This window comes from Streptomyces sp. NPDC047079 (assembly GCF_040643755.1).
Lineage (GTDB): Bacteria > Actinomycetota > Actinomycetes > Streptomycetales > Streptomycetaceae > Streptomyces.
The window spans coordinates 1-16456 of the sequence record NZ_JBEYUZ010000051.1 but is presented as its reverse complement, the minus strand read 5'-3'; the positions used below and the strand labels follow the sequence as shown (position 1 = coordinate 16456).

Genomic DNA, 16456 nt, shown 5'->3' with positions numbered 1-16456 from the left:
CGGGACGGCCGGGCGCCCCACTGGCCGCGGGTGACGAGCTTCAAGGCGGGCCCCTTTCTGGGCATGAAGAAAGCCCCGGCCGGTGGCGCGGGGCGGGCGGGGCGGACGGGGTCAGGTGACTCGTCAGTCCTGGATGAAGCCGATATGGAGCCGAAGAGTCGTAGTGCTAGAGATGGTTCCGCTTGACGTGCGCAGGGTGCAGATGCCGTCGGTCCCGATGACGAACCCCCCGCCGACGATGCCGTTGTCCCACGCGCCGTTGATAGTGCCGTTAGTAGGGCGCCAGCCCACGGGCGCGGTGGCGCACTGGGTGTCGGGCAGATTGCCCGAGGCGAGGACCAGGTCTGCGCCGGTACGGGTGAGGTAAATGTCGAGCATGGTCGTGCGGCCCTGCTTGTAGCCGCTGAAGGAGTTGATGCTGAAACCGGTTGCGGCCGTCAACCCGGAGCTGGTGGTCACCGGGTTGAGGCCGTCGTTGAGCCGGGCCGCAGTGATCCGCATGCCGGGCTGCCAGGTGGTCATCTGCTCCTCCTACAGGGCGACGATGGCGGGGTTGGCCAGCCGGAGGTCCGTGCCGGAGGTCTGCGCCTTGGTGATGCCGTTGCGGCTCCGGACGACGGTGAACGTCTGCGGGTTGACCAGCTCGAAGTTCTCGAAGCGGATGTCCGCGTTGGCGTTGGTGTTGCCGGCGTTCCGCACGGATTTGACGCCGAGGCTTCCGGCGCCGGTGATCGCCGTGTCGGTGACCTCGATCGCCCAGGAGCCGACGGGTTCGACCGTTCCCGGCTGCCAGATCCTGGCCTTCAGCGCGCTCCCGAAGCCCTGGAAACGCACCCGGACGAAGGTGCCCGCCACGTGGGTGAACGACGTGGTGAACGTCCCGAGCTGGGTTTCCACGCCTGCCACGCGCTTGCGGATCGTCAGGAGGATCGTGGCCGCTGTGGTGAACTCGACGCGGGCCTCGTACAGGTTGTTCGCGTCGGTGTACCGGGCGATGACGCCCGCGAACTGCGAGGCCCCGGTCGACAGAGCCCCCGTCGCGATGTCGCAGTACAGGTCGAAGTCCGGCTGCACGGCTGTGATCACGGAGTGGTGGCCGGTCGATACCGCCTGGTTGATGTGGCGTCCGTAGCCGGACAGCACGTCATAGTCCGCGGCCACGCCGCCGGTGTTCGTCCAGGCCTGGCCGCTGTCGGCGTTGCCCCAGGTGTCGGTGGACGTCCGGCCGAACGCGTCCAGCACCACGGAGCTGATCGCGGTGACGGCCATCTTCTCCCCGCCGCAGACGACGTCGAAGGGGAACTCGCCGGGGTAGGCGGCGGTCGTCACCCATTGCGGGCCGACGGTGGTGGCCACCGTCAGGCTGGTCGCGCTGGAGGTGGCGGCGGCGGCGAGCTGGCTGCCGTCGGTGTCCACCCAGACCGGGCCAGGGCCCGTGAACGTCAGGTCGTCGATCCACGCGCCGTCCTCCCCGGAAGTGGAGCTGTTGTCCTTGATGTAGCGGAACGTCACCTGCTTCGCGCCGGCGACGCTGATGGTGGCCTGCGTCCACGGTGTCTCGCCCTGCGCGCGCAGCGCCTGCACGCCGTCGACCAGGACCAGCAGCCGGTCGCCTTCGAAGCCGGGGCCCGACGGCTCGCTGCTGGTCCGGTAGGCGAACGTCAGCGCGGTCATTCCGTCGGGCACGGTCACGATCGCGTCCGAGGTCTGGTTGTTGGTGATCGCGCCCGAGCCCAGTGACCACGAGCCGCTGTTGAAGTGGACCTGTGTCCGCGCCCACGGCAGGTTTCCGCCATTGGTGAGGGTGACGTCGAAGGTGGCGTCCTCGAAGTCCTCCGTGATGGCGCTCTGCGCGACCGTCCACGGCCCGGCCGGCGTGCAGTTGAGCTGCACGTCCCAGTCGACGGGGTGGCCGATGACCTCTTGGTAGCCCTGCATGAGTAGGTCGATCGGGCCGGGCGGCAGCCATGCGGGCGGGTTGGCGATCTGCACCCGGTCCCCGGACTCCAGCGCGATCACCTGGTTGATCAGGCTCGGCGCGGCCGCCAGGTCCAGGTTGACGACCGGGTAGCGGGCCTCGTCGACGGTGCCCAGGTGCATGCGCCAGTAGGCGTGCGGCTCGGGCTGGCCGTCGTTGAACAGGTTGAGCGTGACCGACTCGTCGTAGATGCCGACCCCAGCCGGCGGGGCCTGGACGGACAGGGCGCCCTCGTCGAGGATAGCCCGGCCTGAGGCGCCCCCGTTGCGGGTGACGGTGACGTCGTTGCGGACCTTCTGGTCGTCGTCGACCGGCTCCAGCGGCGGCGCCACATGCCCGGGGGCGTTGTAGTCCAGGGCAAGGGCGACGGGCTGGCTGTACAGCGAGCTGCGCTCTCGGTAGGCGAGGCTGATGGTGTCCCGCCGCTCGCACAGGATGCCGCCGTCGACGTCGGCGGCCTCCTCCAGCATCGCCAGCAGCGTGTCCGCGCCCTGTGCGCCGACCTGCTCCTGGGAAGAGGTGCTGCCGTGGACGAACGGCACGCCCTCCTCGGAGGTCAGCCGGGTCATGCGGGCTCCGGCTGTCTCACCCGTCCACGCGTTGATGGCGTTATCGAAGGCGGCCGTGTCGGCGCTGGGCCACACGCTGATGTGCCCGATGGCCATGCCGTTGAGTTCGGAGCTGAAGCCGTCCGCGGGAGAGGCGACCCCTTTCGGGCGGCCGATCGTGCCGGCGAAGGTCCCGTCGAAGGTGCCGAACTTGCCGTCCAGTTTCTGCCAGTTGATGTGCCAGGCGATATTGCTGCCGCTCTGGGTGACGCTGAACTCCACCTTGATCCACTGGCCGAACAGGTCACTGCCGGTGGCAATGCCCTGCGTGAAGAGCGTTGTGCCGTCGCTGTCCTTGCCGATGACGTTCGTGCCGTCGGCGCCGGTCTGGAGGTACCACTCTGCCACCGTGCCCGTGGCCAGGATGCGCAGGAACGTGCGCCGTGCTGCGGGGGCGGTATCGATGCGGTACATCCACTGCACCCCCCACTGGGTGAGTGTGGTTGACGGCGGCGGGACGACGCCGTTCAGCGTGATCGGGTCCGTGCCCACGCTGGAGCCGAGCACGGGGAGCGGCTTGCTGCTGGCCAGGCTGTCGTTGGCGGCCCAGCTGACCTGGGTGAGGGTCAGCGGGGCCACGCCGTCGATGGGGCTGTAGGCCTGGGTGGCGTTCTGCCCCTCTTCCAGCGGCCAGTAGGCCAGCGGCGCGAACGAGGGGATGCGGCGGCGCAGGGAGGAGTCCAGGGCCTTGGCGCCCTGCCCGAGGCGGCGCAGGATGCCCGCGGCCTCGATGGGCACCCGGATGTCCTTGCCGGACACGTCCCAGCGGGACGGCCAGGAGGACACCTCGCCGGTGAAGCGGGTCTGCCGGTTGGTGATGGACGCGCTTGCGCCCACGGTCCAGGTGCGGCCTGCGCTGTCGGTGAAGCTGGTCGTGCCGATCGGCTGGGCCCGGAAGTCCGGGGCGGCCACGACCGTGCCGTCGATGCCGGACCGCACCTCGGCGCGGTAGCACTTGCCCGTCACGGCGCGCCGGACGGGGGTGACCAGGTCGAGTTGCTCCGGGGCGATGGACAGTGGCGCGGTGCTGACGTAGAACGTGAACGCGGGGGTCGTGGTGGTGGTGCTACCGAACTGCGTCCATGGCCCGTCAAGGGTCGGCGCCTGGTAGGCGCGCCAGGTGGCGCCGCCCGACCCGTTGTCGACGTCGACCGTGACGCGCAGCGCAGCGCGTCGCGGAAGCTGCGCGGGCAAGGGGAACAGGGAGCGGTATCCGACCGTGCCGTCTTGCGAGGTGTGCAAGACGAGCTGCTCTGCTTCCAGGCGCATGTGGTACGACCGGTTACCGGCCGCGCCCCACTTCCCGATGAGGATCTGGGCGCCGGGCGCGTACCAGTCGGCCTCGCCCTCCCACCGCAGGTCGAGGTCGCCGGTGATGTCCAGGGCGGCGGTGTCCGGGGTGGTGGCCTGGTCGGGGGTGGCGGTGGGCAGGTCGAGGAACGGGCCGCCCGTCATGACGCTGACACGGATGGGGGTGTTGCGTCCGATCAGCTGGTAGTAGGGGCTGAGCGGGTTCCTGGGCGAGTACTTGCCGAGCCGGTTGTTCAGCGTGAGCGTGCACTTGCCCGGGTCCACTCGGGCGCCCTCGTCGGCCCGCCCCCGAGTAATGGTGATCTTCTCGGCGGTGTAGACGTCCGAAGTGATGTCCGTCCAGATGCCGTTGACCTGGAGATCGATGCGCACGTCCAGCGGGGTCTGAGGAAACGCCACCGTGCTCCCTCCTTACTGCCCGAAGGCGACCTGTACGTTTCCGCGCCCCTTGACGCGGGTGATCTTGCGCATGAGGCGGTGCCAGTCGTCCTCGGCGCCGGTCATCTCGAAGCGGACCAGGACCGCGCCGCCTCCTGCGGACGCGCCCATGAGGGGCGCCATTCCGGTCGTGAGGGGAGCGGGGGCAGGGCGGGCCAGTTCGGGCTTGACCAGGCCGCGCATCGCCCGGTCGACGACGCCGGCGTTGTTCTCCACGCCCATGGCGACGCCGGCCGGGATCCAGTGGCCGATCTCGTCCGCGGCCAGCTTGGAGGGCGAGCCGATGTGCAGGAAGCTCTTGGCGGCGTCGACGATGTTGTTCTTCACGAAGCTGGTCACCTTCGACCAGAGCCAGCCGCCCATGCCGGTGATGCCGTTCCACAGGCCGCGGATGAAGTCGGCGCCCTTGCTGTACAGCAGGTGGCTGACGCTGCCGACGGCGCCCGCAACACGCCCCGGGATGCCGCGGACCCACGAGACGAATGTGACCGCCTTGCTGGCGGCCGCGTTGCGCATGGCGATGAACGCTGACGAGGCCTTGTCGCGCAGGGTGCCGACCAGGCCGGCGATCGCCGAGCCGATGCGGCCGGGCAGGCCGGTCGCCCAGGAGACCAGGGCCAGCAGCTTCCGGACGGCCCAGTCTTTCGCGGACCCGAACCAGCCTGCGAACTTGCCCGGAAGCGTTCCGAACCAGGCGAACGCGCTGGACAGCCAGGAGACGGTGGCGTTGAAAGCCGTCTTGATGGCGCCCCAGACGACCGACCAGATCTGCTGGAACCACGTCGTCTTGGTGGCGATCAGCACGATCACGGCGATCAGGGCGACGATGCCCACGATGATCCACGTGACGGGGGAGGCGGCCAGTGCCGCGTTCCACAGCCACTGGGCGCCGGTGGCGATCGTGGTCGCCGCCGACCATGCGGTCTGGGCCGCGGTCCACACCACCATGCCCGCCTTGATGACCAGGACAGCGCCCGCGACGACACCGAGCGTGTACGCCAGCGGCTCCATTACCCCCTTGTTGTCGTTGGCGAACTGGATGAACGACCCGGCCACGTCGGCCAGCTTGGTGGTCGCCTCCCGCTTGAACCGTTCCAGCGTCTTCGCTGGGGACTCCGAGACGGTCTTCGTCATCTTGTCGGCGGCGCCCCCGACCTGGCCCAGGGCGCTGACGGCCGAGGACGGGTCCAGGGAGTAGAGCGCCTTCCCCAGGTCCTCTGCCTGGGTACCGAACAGCTGGACCGCGAGCTGGGACTGTTTGACGGGGTCCTTGATGTTCCGGAGCCGGTCCAGGGTCTCGTCCAGGGCCTGCGTGGCGCCCTTGCCGCCCTTGCCGATCCGGGCGGCCATCTGGTCCGCGTTCAGCCCGAGCGCCTGGAAGCCCTGAGCGGTCGTCTTCGAGCCGTCGATGGCCCTGATGCTGAATTCCTTGATCGCGTCGGCGACCAGGTCGGCGTCGCGGGCACCGCCCTTGAGGCCCTGCGACAGCAGACCCATGGCGGTCTTGCCGTCCAGGCCGAACTTGCGCCACTGGGTTCCGTATTCGTTCACGGTGTCCAGCAGGTCGTCGGCCTTGTTGGCGCCGGACTGGAGACCGCGGGTGAGGATGTCGAATGCCTCGTCGGCGTTGGCGGCCAGGCCCGTCTTGAGCATCTGCCCGACGGCCGCGGTGGTCGGGCCGACGTCCTGGTCGAACGTCTCGGCCAGGGCGAGGGCCTTGGTGGTGATGCCTTCCAGGCCGCCCTTGGCCTTGGAGACGTCCCCGATGTTCTGGTAGACGCCGCGGATGGCCTCGTTGACGGACTCGGCGGAGTCGCCCCACGCGTGCGCGTACACGTCCGCGGACACCTTGGACAGCTGCGCCGCCTCGGCTGGTCCGACGCCGAGCTGCGCGGCCAGCTTGGCGTTGGCGGCGGACATGTCCATGGCCTGCGCGACCCCGGCACCGAGGGCGCCGCCCACGCGTTCGGCGATGCCGGTGGCCGCCTGGTTGAACTTCTCTTTGACCTTGCCGAGGGTCTCCGAGACCCGTTCGCGGGCGACCAGGTTGAACACAAGCGAGGTGTCGCTCATCTCGCCCCCTGTCGTCAGGGAGCGCTCAGCGCCCCGCTCTCAACTTGTCGTTGGCTTCCTGCTGGGCCTTCTCGTAGGCGTCCAGCCAGTCCAGGAGGGCGTCGGTCTCCTCAACAGTGCACGCCTCCCAGTCCCGGGGGCGCATGTGCAGCAGGTGCGCGGCGTCGCCGAGGCGCCTTAGTCGGCGATCGGCAGCTGCGCTTTTCCCTCTTCGTCGGGGTCCTCGTAGGCCGCCGCGATCTCCTCGTCCAGCTTCTCCAGGACGGCTGGCAACTGGTCGGCGGGTACGGTGTCGACGACGTTCTCCCGCATCAGCAGTAGCTCGCCCTTGGAGTGCTCGAGGGTGAGCTCGTCCCACGCGAAGTCCACGTCGTCGAACTTCAGGGTCGGGTGCTCCCGCTTGAGGTACAGGTACAGCAGCGCCCGCCGGCAGCGGCTGTTGCCCTTCTGCACGTCGACGGTGAACTCGGAGAAGTTGCGGCCGGTGTACCGCTCGAGCATCTCCCGTTCGGCGCTCATGAGCTTCTTGGGCTGGTACTTCCAGCGCTTGGGCTCTTCGCTGCCCTCGGGCGTGTAGACCAGATACATGAGGGTCCCCCCTTATCGGGCCCGGGACGCGATGCGCCGGGCCATGTCTTCCATGGCCTGTTCGACGGCCTGCTTGTAGAGCCCCTCGCGGCCGCGGAACGCCCGGTCGAACCACTCCAGCTTTCCGCGCTGGTGCGTCCAGACGTCTCGGTTGCCCCACACAGGGTGGCGCCAGCCGGAGGCGCGGTTGGTGCGCTTGGGGGCGTTGGCGAAGCCGCGGATGTTCTTCGTCTTGAACGCCTTCACCCGGGCGCCGGACCAGCGGCCGCCGAGCTTGACCTCGGGCCGGATCTTCCGGGCGATGGACGTGCGCAGGGCCGGGGAGGCGCCGTGCAGCGAGACCATGCCCATGATGGAGTCCTTGGCCTGCTGCGCTCCGGGCTTGAGGGCCTCGCGCATGTTCTGGGCGAGTTCCTTGCGCAGCTGCTTGCCGTCCTCCTCGGCGCGGAGCGCGCGCACCAGCGACGCCAGGCCGTCGTGGGTCTCCACGCCGAGGCTGAACGGCGGGCCTCCGCTGCCGGCCATCAGGTTGTCCCGCGGGTCACAGCCCCCGACGTCGGGAAGCCCAGCGACACCGTGGCCTCATCGCCGACCGACCCGTTGATCGGGTTCCATCCGTTGATCAGGATGTTCCCGGTGTACTTCGGGTTGCTGGTGGAAACCGCGCCCTGGTCGGCGCGGACCTCGAACGGCACGACCGTGCCCAGCAGCGGCCACATGATGGAGTCCAGCTGGGTGGCGGCGAAGTCCTGGAGGAACTCGCACCCCAGTTCACCGGACTTCAGACCGCCGAGGACCTCTTTCCAGCCCAGCGACGCGTAGTTGGTGACGTCCTTCTCCTCGACCTCGACGGTGAGTTCCGCCTTCTTCGTGAAGGTGTTCAGGACGTTGGAGTTGATGGACAGGTACTCGGCGAGCAGGACCATCTTGGGCATGACGAGCCCTCCTTTCAGGGCATGACACACAGGCCCACAGGCGGGCCGGGGGTGATCGGACGGGCTACTGGATGCCGAGAGCGGCGGCGAACAGGAGCGACGGCGAGGTGCCGCTGATCGTCCACGCCACGCGCCACCACGGATCCGTGATGGCCGTGCCTGCGGTGCGCAGGATCTGCCCGCCCACCGCGGTCGCCGCGGTGAACGTCAGGCGGGTGGTCGGGCTGGCGAAGGTGTTGTCCACGCTGGACTCCACGCGCGCGGTGATGCTCGGGGTGGTGCCGGCCACGGACAGCACGTGCAGCGATGCGTACATCCGTTTGTTCGCGGCGACGGCGCCGACGTTGAGGCCGGTACCCGTGCCGGTGGCGGTGCGGGCGGTGCCGGGCGGGTGGGCGAACTGGCCGCGTACCAGGGGCCAGCTGCTCTTGGCGGTCGACGTCCACGGAGCGACCTCCCCGACCGCGTCGCCGAACTTGTAGTCGACTCGCAGCGCTTGGGTGAAGTACGCCAGGTCGCCCACGTTGGCGGCGTTGTTGGCGCTGATCGACCACGGGCCGGTCCCGCCCAGGCCCGCCCAGGACGCATCGTCCACCTTGGTCACGTCGAAGGCCTCCCACTGGCCCTCGCCGGAGATCTCCGCCGAGGCTAGGCCGCCCATGACCTCCTTGTAGCCCTGCGAGGCGTAGTTCGTGGACTCCTTGGCCTCCACCTCGGACGACAGCTCGATCTTGTTGCTGTTGCCCGTCAGGTCGACACCGACCGCGAAGCACCGCACGTTGGTCAGGATCGTCTTACTCACCGGTGCCTCCCCTCCGGGGCTTGCGGCCGCGCGGCTTGGCCTCGTCGGTGACTTCCTCTGCGACACCCGACGCGACCAGGTGCGCGCCCTGCGCGGTGGGCACGTCGGTTTCGTCGCCCTCTGCGGGCCACGGCGCGCCGTTGAGCTGGGCGCCCTCGGGCATCGCCTGCGTGATGCGGATCTTCATCAGGTGCCTCCCGGACCGATGACCTTGACGGCGAGCTCAGCGCCGACGTAGCTGGATCCCGCGTGCTCGTACCAGCGGTAGCCCTGCACCCGCTCGAGGTGCAGGTCGTCAGCCACGCCCCCCAGCGCCATCTGCCCGGGCGCGCCGCGGGCCGCTTCGATGGCCTGCTTGAGCGAGGCCACGCCGGCGCCGGAGAGAAGCGCGTCCAGGACGCGTTGGGAGGACCGGTCGTCCGCACGGCCGGCCAGCACGCGGCACGTGAACAGCAGCTCGTCCGTGCCGCGGCCCATGGTCTGGTCGTAGTTGATGTCAACCTCGCCGACGAAGAAGCACGGGGTGACCACGGAGTCCGGGACGAACCCTGTGCACGTCAGCTTGCCGATGCCGTCGGGCAGAACGACCACGCGGGCCGCGTCCGCCAGGGCGTCGCGCACCTGGGAGATTTGCACGGCCGCCCCCTATCCGAAGCCAGGCAGGATGTACGGCTCGATCAGCGCCCACACGTCCGGGTCGCGGCGGGACAGGTTCCGCACGCCCCACTCGGCCGAGCCGATGATGCCCTCGGGGGAGTCCTTGCGCTTGTACAGGCGGGTGGCCTGGATCAGGCAGGCTTGGGCGATGTCGTTCGGGATGGCCGGCCACCCGAACTTCGCGGTGACCCGGATGCGGGTGAAGGCGGTGCCCCAGATGCTCAGAGGCCGCAGCAGGCCGGTGATGGCGTATCCGTCGGCCAGGGCGTTGTCGGGGGTCGTCTCGTAGCCGGTGACGGCCGTGTACGTGCCGCCTCCGGTCGATGAGCTCTCCACCGTCATGCCGGTGGTGTCACCGATGTCGTCGACCAGGAGCACGTCACCGTCTTCCTCACGGACGACCCGTTGGTGCAGCCGGTAGGTGCGCGCCGTCGGGGTGGCGTCCAGCCAGAACCGGCGGCCGGTCGTCCGGTCGATACCGCGGGATGCGGCGGTGAGCGCCTTGTCCAGCAGTGCGTCCCGGCTGGTGTCGCCCGTCTCGATGCCGAGCTGCGCCTTGAGCTCGTCGCGGGTGGCGTACTCGCTGGCCATGTCAGGCCTTGTCGGTGGCGCGCGGCTGACGGCCCTTGGGCGGAGTCGACCTGTTCGACGGCTTGGTGGGCTCGGTCTTCTTGTCGGTGGGCGGCTCGACGCCGTGCTGACGCAGCTGCTCGTCGACGTCGGCGACCCTGTCGGTGAGGCCGGACTGCACCAGGCCCTCGCGCTCGCGCAGCAGGGCGGCGACCATCGGGTCTTCGGTAGCCATTGCTTGCTCCCGGGAGTGTTCAGAGGGTGGACCGCGAGGGCCCGCCCTGGCGTAGGGCGGGCCCTGCATGGCGAGGGATCAGACGCCGGTGAAGGCGGGCGCGACCAGACCGGTGCCCGTGATCTTCTGGGCGTGTGCGTACCGCGAGTGGGTGTACGCGGCGTAGCCGTACACGACCATCAGCACGCCGAGGCTGGCCACGGCCGGCTGCTCCGCCCGGATGTACATCGGGGCGGACGGGTCCTCCCACAGGTGGCACTCGTTGCGGTCGGCGACGTAGATCTCGTCCTGGTTGGTGCTCGCACCGAGGTTCGTGACGATGTTGTTGTCGACGATGACCGGGGTGCCGTTCGGCAGGACGCCACGCACGCCGGATCCGTAGGAGGCGCCCAGGTTCGTGCCGCCCATCTGTGCGGCGATGCCCGGCTGGCTGATGAGCGGCCACGTCGAGGACAGGCCGTTCTGGAGCCAGTACCAGCGGCGGGAGTGCATCACGACGATGTTCTCGCCGGACGCCTGGTCGAGCATGGCGCTCTCGACACCGGCCAGGCCTGCGACGACCTGCGGGTACGCCTCGGTCACCTTCGGGGTGCCGGAGGTGTACGTGATGGTGGTCGCCGAGGCCGCCAGGCCGGTCGTCGCCTGGTTGAGCAGCGTCGAGTCCAGCGTGGTCGCGTAGCGGCGGAACAGGTCGTCGAGGACGATCGGCTCCACGCCGGCGCCCCGCTCGATCGCCTGCCGGGACAGCGTCTGCTGGCCCGCGATCGTCTGCACCGGGATGGACAGCAGCGTGTCGTCGACGTCCTGGTTCGCCACGCCCGTGTTCTCCGAGGCCTGGATGGCGGTGCTGGACGACGTGGTGATCCGCGAGATGTTCACGGTCATGCCCTGGGCGGGCAGGTCGTGGTGGCGGCAGGCGTCCGCGAACGGGCGCCGGGCGGCCGCGGCCGGGGCGTACAGATCGGTGAGGTACTGCGGCACCACGAGACCGGAGAAGGCGCCGGTGCCGGCCGCGCGCTCCAGCTGGTCTCCGCGCAGGGTGCGCTCCTCGGCCATGTGCCGGGCGAGCCGGTCACGGGCCTCGTAGTCGCCCAGGAACGCCGCGGCGACGTCCCGCTCGAACTGGCGGCCGCGCCGGTCCTGGTCGGGCCGGTAGGTGCGCTCCTCGGCGCCGACCCGGGCGACCTGGTCGTAGGCCGGGGCGCGGGTCGCGGCCGGGACGGTGCGCGCCTGCAGCTGCGCGAGCTCCTCCTCGCGGGCCTGCTCCGCCTCCAGCTGGTCGAGGGCCGTCTGGCGGCGGGTGACCTCGACGTCGGCCGCGTCGCGGGCAGCGACCTGTTGCTGGACGGCCTCCTCGGTCAGGTTCTCGTCGGAGCGGAGCGCCATCAGCGCGTCCTGCTCCCTCTGTCGGGTGGCGATCGCCGTCTCCAGGGCAGTGCGCGCCTGGGCGATCAGCTGCTCGAGCGTCATGCTCGTCTCCTTGCTCGATGTGATTTCCAGACGCCCCGTGTCCAGGTCAGACGGCCACCCGAGGCCATGGCGCCGGGTGGGCTCGTGCGCGCAGAGCGCAGGGCAGATCCCGCCGGACGGCAGGAAGTTCAGGGGGTCAGCGGGCGAGCGCGATCTCCAGGAGCGCGCGGGCCCGGCTGTTCGTCGGCGCGGCCGCGGGCTTGCGCATGCTGGCGCCGGTGTAGGGGTTGGCGCCGTAGCCGACGATGGCGACGTCGCCGCGGTGGATGTCGTACCGGTTGATCCGGTACTCGGTGTAGTCCGGGGACCACTGGCCCGACTCGATGCGGAAAGCGAACGACATCTCGTCGATCAGCCCGGACCGCAGCTTCGGCGCGATGTACGCCACGTCGTAGTCGTTCGGGTCCAGTGCGGGCGCGTACACGGACAGGCCGGTGTCGTCCTCGGCCAGCACCAGCGTGCCCGTCGTCGTCCGTGCGAGGCGGCGCATCTGGTCGTGCCCCAGCACCAGTGGCACGTCCAGGTCGGCGCGGGCGAGGGAGTCGGCGCCGGCGCCCGCCGAGACGATCTCGGTGTAGGGGCCGAACATGTCCCACATCTCGTAGGCCTGCTCGTACACGGAGGCGTGCCCGCGGAACTCCAACGTTCCTCCCTCGTCGGGCCCGATCTCGCGGATCTGCACACCGGTCAGGGCGGCCCGGACCGTGGCCCGGGACCCGGGCTGCTCGGCGGAGCGGCGCTGCGAGGGTCGGTCGGCGCGCTGCCGGACGTGCTGGGCGCGCTCCGCCGCTGCGGCGGCGAGCGTGGATGCGGTCATGGCGTAGCTCCCGGTACGGCGGTCGGAGGGGGCGTGACAGTCGGAGCGGCGGTGCGCGAGCCGAACAGCCGGTCGAACTCGGCGAGCTGGTCCTCGGTGAACGGCGGCCGCTCCTCGAGGGCCCGCGCCTCGGACGGGGCGAGCGTGCGCGAATCGATCTGCGTCTTGATCGTCTGCGCGCGGGCCGCCGGATCCATCCGCAGCAGCGAGTCCGTGTTGAGCTTCACGTACCGCGGACCGGACACCAGCTTCCGGCTGAACGTGTCCTCGCGACGGCCGATGGCCGGCCCCAGCTGCATGATGAGGAACTGCAGGTTGCGCTGGCTGATGTTGGCGTAGGTGACGCTGCTGCCGGAGACAGCCGCGTCGATCAGGTCGCTGGGCACGCCGAAGAACCGGGCAATGTCGCCCATCCCGAACTGGCGGGCCTCGATGAACTGCGCCTGCTGGGCGACCGCCTGGATCGGCTGGTACTCCCAGTCGGCGCCATGCACGAACACGTCACCGTTCGACACGGCCGCCCGGAATGCCTCCTTCGCTTCCCTGGCCGCCTTCTTGTCGATCGTCTTGGCGGTGTTCTTCAAGGTGCCCGACGGGACGATGCCGGCGCCGAACCAGTCCCGGGCGAACTGCTGGGCGTTCAGGGACTCCTCGATCGTCCATGCCGCATACGCCACCGGCGACAGGCCCAGCGGGAACCCGCCGACGGTGTACTGCTTCTCGTGCCAGACGTCCCACGGGTCGTACTCGGTGCCGCAGATCCTGAACTTCTTGATCTGCGAGCCGTTGGCGCGGACGGTGACGTCGCCAAGCGGCACGAGGTCGATGCGCCCGGGCAGGCCCCGCCCGTCCGGCCCGATGACCCCAGTCCGCTCGGTGATCAGGCCGAAGCAGTTCCCAGCCCGGTCCAGGTCGAACTCGGTGGAATACATCCACTCCTTGATGCCGACCTCCTGCCCGCCCGGGCTGACCAGGACGGGCGGCTTAGGCACTTCCACCTGCAGGCCCTGCACCTTGCGATACACGTCGATCGGCATCATCGACACCAGATCCGCGCGCAGCCGCAGCGCCCCCCACACCGCGGAGTGCCGCAGCGCCGTGTCGTTGGTGACGTGCACGTTGCCGCCGAGGCGGCCCTCACGCTGCAGGTTCAGCAGGTCCTCGGCGGTGAGGACGTTCGCGTCGCGGGTGAAGATGCGCCGCACCTTCGACCAGGCGCCCATGCTGCCTCCTCACGCGAACGAGTCGCTGATGTCGTAGTCCTCTTCGACCTGCGGGCCCCGGATGAGCAGCGCCCAGCGGGCAAAGGTGACGGCACACAGCGGGCTGATGTCCACCAGCGAGCTGGTCCGATCCAGCGTCCAGGCGTCCCCGTTGCGGCGCGTCCTGGCCCCGTTCACGGCCGCGGTGAGCGGCACCTGATCGGTGTGGCGGACGGTGCCCTGGTTCATGGCGTCGGCCATCTGCCCGCACGCCTCGGTGATGTCCCCCGAGCGCATCACCGCCAGGTCGCCGCGCTCCGGATGGTCCTTGTCCTTCGGTACGTCGATCCCGGCGGCGATCAGGTCATCGATGAGCGACCCGGCCGGCGCCCCCGAGGATGCGATGGCGACCGCGACCGGCTTCCACAGCGCCCGCAGCTTCACCATGGCGGGCACCACCCAGTCCGTGCCCGGGCGGCGCGCCACGACCTCGAGGTGCACCCGCCCGTCGCCCCGCCTGGAGGCGGCCGCGATGGACGCGTAAGAGCGGTCCTGCGAGACGTCGATGGCGAGCGCCACGCTGGCCGGGTTCGGCTTGCTGCTGGCGTCGACCAGCCCAGGCCACTTCCCCTTGGGCACGTTCGGGTCCGTGGGCGGTGTCGGCTTCCTGGTGCGGTTCAGATAGGCCCGGTCGAACTCGGCCGGGTCCATCTTCTCCAGCTCCGCCCGGATCACGTCCTCCGTGACCGTGTGCCCGAGCGCAGGAAGCGTCGCGTACCAGGTCGCCGGATCATCCCGCGGCATGTCCTCGGGGGCGAACCACTCGAAGTAGGCGGCCCGCGGCCGCAATGCTGCCGGATCCTCGGCCAGCGCAGCCCACAGGGCTTCGATCAGCTTCCGGCCGATCTCGCGCTTCTTGTTCAGCCACGCAGACTTCGTCGTGCCGCCGGCGGACGCCCACCACAGCTGCGCCATCTTCCGCGTCAGCATCGCCGGGGAGAACGCCTGCTCGAGGCGGTCGTCCTCGTGCGCGAACGCCTCATCGATGAAGCCCAGGTCGAGCGGCGGGCCGTGGCCGGCCTTCTCCGTGTTGGCGGTGATGCCCATCTTGGAGCGCGTCTTGCCCCACAGGATCGCCTCGTTGCCGTTCGACTTCCGGATGCGCGCCATCCGGGCCAGCTCCGAGGCGACGATCTTCTCCCAGAACTCGTCTTCCCAGCGCTGCCGGGCCATGCCGCGGGTCTGCGCCGCGTACACGATGTTCTGCCGCGGCCACGCCAGCGCCCGGTGCACCTGCGCGCCCAGACACAGCTCCGTCTTGCCCTGCTGCCGGGACACCGACAGGCCGACCTCACGGTGCGCGAACAGCCCGGTCGCAGGGTCGATCTCCAGGGCCACGTCGGACACGTACTTCTGCCACGGCATCGGCGGCGCGCCGAGCTTGGCCATGACCTTCCACAGCTTCGGGCCTAGCGACGGCCGGTCCGGATGCCGCGGCGTACCCCAGCGCGGCGGACACTCCAGCCCGTACCGCTCCTTGAGGTCCTCGGCGAACTCAGTCGGGGGAGCCCAGGTCTCCGAGGTCGTCGTCATCGTCAGCCGTCCGCCCCTCCAACAGCTGGGCGAGCGTCTGCCGGAGCTCGCGGGTCAACTGGGGCAGCAGCTTGTCGTCCTGGGCGACGGGCTCCCCGCACGTCTCGCACTGGCCGGTCGCCGCAGCGTCGATCCGGCCGGCCAGCGTGTACGCCAGCTCGGACAGTGAGGGCTCGACGCCGACGAGGTCGCCGAGCTGCTCGACGTCGTCCCGGACGGCCTTCTCGACGGGGCCCATGCCGCCCCCTTCCATGATCGTCCGGCCGAATTCGACCCGGGGGGAGAAAAATAAAAGCTGGGCGCGGGGTTGAGAAGACGATCTTCCCTAAAAAATCACGGCGCTGACCTGCGGCTTTGTCCGTTACGTTTTCGCAGGTCAGGGGCTTATGGGCAGGTCAGGGGCCTGCGAACCAGTCGACCGAGGTGACCATCTGCACCACGTCGGCCAAGGGTCGGTTGCTCTTCTCGCTGTTGCACTTGCGTAGGCAGACGGGGCAGCCGTTGACGCCGTGGATGGGTGCGAGGTTGTCGGGGTCGAGTTTGGCGCCCCCCTTGCTGCGAGCGTGGATGTGGTCGACGGCGTCTGCTGCGCCGTGGCCGCAGACGATGCACACGTCGGACTCGCGCAGGATCTGGGCGCGCAGCTTGCGGTACTGGTAGGTGGTGAGGTCGCTGCCGGTGGCCACGCGCACCTCCTGGACATGGCGAGGCCCGGCCGCTCATGGATACGGCCGGGCCTGGGTTCGTGGGGTCAGGCTCTGCGGAACAGGCAGACGAGCGCGACGCGTTCCCCGGTGAGGGCCTTGCCCTCGGCAGCGGCCATCTGGTCCAGCCTCCAACCCTCGGCCTCTACGGCTTGGATCTGGTCGGCCATGCCGGTCATGGGCGCTGTGCTCTTGCTGTTGGTGTTGGCCTCGATGAACTTGTAGACGAGGACGGCCTGCCCTCGTTCTCTGGCCTTGCGGGCTGCGTCGCCTGCGACGTTGGCCTTTGCGTCGTTGATGAACCCCATGGTCCCCCCTTGGACTTGGTGGTGAGGGGCTCAGTGTGGCGCTGCGAGGACCGTCGGGCGAGTGATGCGACAGGGTTGTGACACGGCGAAGCCCCAGCCGGGGGGACCGAGCTGGGGCTTCGTCGTGCGTCTGTGGTGGACAGCGGCCGTCACCGCCAGGTGTCCCG

18 protein-coding genes are annotated in these 16456 nt (G+C 69.7%); all 18 read right to left on the bottom strand.

Going from position 1 to position 16456, the window contains the following annotated elements; genetic code table 11:
- Positions 1-123 precede the first annotated feature (123 nt).
- Positions 124-522, bottom strand: a complete 399-nt coding sequence (locus ABZ823_RS30375) for a hypothetical protein (RefSeq protein WP_361666055.1) — start codon at positions 520-522, stop codon at positions 124-126.
- A 9-nt stretch (positions 523-531) separates the two neighbouring features.
- The gene (locus ABZ823_RS30370) at positions 532-4296 is read right to left on the bottom strand and encodes a hypothetical protein (RefSeq protein ID WP_361666054.1); all 3765 of its coding nucleotides are present in this window, start codon (positions 4294-4296) and stop codon (positions 532-534) included.
- A 12-nt stretch (positions 4297-4308) separates the two neighbouring features.
- The gene (locus ABZ823_RS30365) at positions 4309-6408 is read right to left on the bottom strand and encodes a phage tail tape measure protein (RefSeq protein WP_361666053.1); all 2100 of its coding nucleotides are present in this window, start codon (positions 6406-6408) and stop codon (positions 4309-4311) included.
- 177 nt (positions 6409-6585) lie between these two features.
- A complete protein-coding gene (locus ABZ823_RS30360; protein ID WP_361666052.1) occupies positions 6586-6996 on the bottom strand; it encodes a hypothetical protein in 411 nt (136 codons plus the stop codon).
- Positions 6997-7008: 12 nt separating this feature from the next.
- Positions 7009-7521, bottom strand: coding sequence for a hypothetical protein (locus ABZ823_RS30355; RefSeq protein ID WP_361666051.1), 513 nt, complete (start codon positions 7519-7521; stop codon positions 7009-7011).
- Complete coding sequence (locus tag ABZ823_RS30350; protein WP_361666050.1) at positions 7521-7931, bottom strand: phage tail tube protein; 411 nt, start codon at positions 7929-7931, stop codon at positions 7521-7523. Before ABZ823_RS30350 ends, ABZ823_RS30355 begins: the two co-directional genes overlap by 1 nt.
- A 64-nt stretch (positions 7932-7995) precedes the next feature.
- Positions 7996-8733 carry a hypothetical protein gene (locus tag ABZ823_RS30345; protein WP_361666049.1) on the bottom strand — a complete coding sequence of 246 codons (738 nt, stop codon included), beginning with the start codon at positions 8731-8733 and terminating at the stop codon, positions 7996-7998.
- A complete protein-coding gene (locus ABZ823_RS30340; protein WP_361666048.1) occupies positions 8726-8920 on the bottom strand; it encodes a hypothetical protein in 195 nt (64 codons plus the stop codon). Before ABZ823_RS30340 ends, ABZ823_RS30345 begins: the two co-directional genes overlap by 8 nt.
- Positions 8920-9369, bottom strand: a complete 450-nt coding sequence (locus ABZ823_RS30335; protein ID WP_361666047.1) for a hypothetical protein — start codon at positions 9367-9369, stop codon at positions 8920-8922. Before ABZ823_RS30335 ends, ABZ823_RS30340 begins: the two co-directional genes overlap by 1 nt.
- Before the next feature lie 9 nt (positions 9370-9378).
- Positions 9379-9981 carry a phage gp6-like head-tail connector protein gene (locus tag ABZ823_RS30330; protein ID WP_361666046.1) on the bottom strand — a complete coding sequence of 201 codons (603 nt, stop codon included), beginning with the start codon at positions 9979-9981 and terminating at the stop codon, positions 9379-9381.
- 1 nt (position 9982) lies between these two features.
- The gene (locus ABZ823_RS30325; RefSeq protein WP_361666045.1) at positions 9983-10195 is read right to left on the bottom strand and encodes a hypothetical protein; all 213 of its coding nucleotides are present in this window, start codon (positions 10193-10195) and stop codon (positions 9983-9985) included.
- 78 nt (positions 10196-10273) lie between these two features.
- Positions 10274-11665 (bottom strand): hypothetical protein, encoded by a 1392-nt coding sequence (locus tag ABZ823_RS30320; protein WP_361666044.1) that lies wholly within the window; start codon positions 11663-11665, stop codon positions 10274-10276.
- Positions 11666-11801: 136 nt separating this feature from the next.
- The gene (locus ABZ823_RS30315; protein WP_361666043.1) at positions 11802-12482 is read right to left on the bottom strand and encodes an HK97 family phage prohead protease; all 681 of its coding nucleotides are present in this window, start codon (positions 12480-12482) and stop codon (positions 11802-11804) included.
- Positions 12479-13705 carry a phage portal protein gene (locus ABZ823_RS30310; protein WP_361666042.1) on the bottom strand — a complete coding sequence of 409 codons (1227 nt, stop codon included), beginning with the start codon at positions 13703-13705 and terminating at the stop codon, positions 12479-12481. Before ABZ823_RS30310 ends, ABZ823_RS30315 begins: the two co-directional genes overlap by 4 nt.
- A gap of 9 nt (positions 13706-13714) precedes the next feature.
- Positions 13715-15277 carry a terminase family protein gene (locus ABZ823_RS30305; RefSeq protein ID WP_361666041.1) on the bottom strand — a complete coding sequence of 521 codons (1563 nt, stop codon included), beginning with the start codon at positions 15275-15277 and terminating at the stop codon, positions 13715-13717.
- On the bottom strand, positions 15240-15515 hold the full coding sequence (locus tag ABZ823_RS30300) for a hypothetical protein (RefSeq protein ID WP_361666040.1): 276 nt from the start codon (positions 15513-15515) through the stop codon (positions 15240-15242). Before ABZ823_RS30300 ends, ABZ823_RS30305 begins: the two co-directional genes overlap by 38 nt.
- Positions 15516-15672: 157 nt before the next feature.
- A complete protein-coding gene (locus ABZ823_RS30295; RefSeq protein WP_361666039.1) occupies positions 15673-15963 on the bottom strand; it encodes an HNH endonuclease in 291 nt (96 codons plus the stop codon).
- 65 nt (positions 15964-16028) lie between these two features.
- A complete protein-coding gene (locus ABZ823_RS30290; RefSeq protein WP_361666038.1) occupies positions 16029-16289 on the bottom strand; it encodes a hypothetical protein in 261 nt (86 codons plus the stop codon).
- Positions 16290-16456 lie beyond the last annotated feature (167 nt).

Bases quoted from the DNA above. Each gene is read 5' to 3' on its own strand.
- ABZ823_RS30375 (WP_361666055.1), bottom strand. From the start codon at position 522: ATGACCACCTGGCAGCCCGGCATGCGGATCACTGCGGCCCGGCTCAAC.
- ABZ823_RS30365 (WP_361666053.1), bottom strand. From the start codon at position 6,408: ATGAGCGACACCTCGCTTGTGTTCAACCTGGTCGCCCGCGAACGGGTC.
- ABZ823_RS30360 (WP_361666052.1), bottom strand. From the start codon at position 6,996: ATGTATCTGGTCTACACGCCCGAGGGCAGCGAAGAGCCCAAGCGCTGG.
- ABZ823_RS30355 (WP_361666051.1), bottom strand. From the start codon at position 7,521: ATGGCCGGCAGCGGAGGCCCGCCGTTCAGCCTCGGCGTGGAGACCCAC.
- ABZ823_RS30350 (WP_361666050.1), bottom strand. From the start codon at position 7,931: ATGCCCAAGATGGTCCTGCTCGCCGAGTACCTGTCCATCAACTCCAAC.
- ABZ823_RS30340 (WP_361666048.1), bottom strand. From the start codon at position 8,920: ATGAAGATCCGCATCACGCAGGCGATGCCCGAGGGCGCCCAGCTCAAC.
- ABZ823_RS30330 (WP_361666046.1), bottom strand. From the start codon at position 9,981: ATGGCCAGCGAGTACGCCACCCGCGACGAGCTCAAGGCGCAGCTCGGC.
- ABZ823_RS30325 (WP_361666045.1), bottom strand. From the start codon at position 10,195: ATGGCTACCGAAGACCCGATGGTCGCCGCCCTGCTGCGCGAGCGCGAG.
- ABZ823_RS30320 (WP_361666044.1), bottom strand. From the start codon at position 11,665: ATGACGCTCGAGCAGCTGATCGCCCAGGCGCGCACTGCCCTGGAGACG.
- ABZ823_RS30315 (WP_361666043.1), bottom strand. From the start codon at position 12,482: ATGACCGCATCCACGCTCGCCGCCGCAGCGGCGGAGCGCGCCCAGCAC.
- ABZ823_RS30310 (WP_361666042.1), bottom strand. From the start codon at position 13,705: ATGGGCGCCTGGTCGAAGGTGCGGCGCATCTTCACCCGCGACGCGAAC.
- ABZ823_RS30305 (WP_361666041.1), bottom strand. From the start codon at position 15,277: ATGACGACGACCTCGGAGACCTGGGCTCCCCCGACTGAGTTCGCCGAG.
- ABZ823_RS30300 (WP_361666040.1), bottom strand. From the start codon at position 15,515: ATGGGCCCCGTCGAGAAGGCCGTCCGGGACGACGTCGAGCAGCTCGGC.
- ABZ823_RS30290 (WP_361666038.1), bottom strand. From the start codon at position 16,289: ATGGGGTTCATCAACGACGCAAAGGCCAACGTCGCAGGCGACGCAGCC.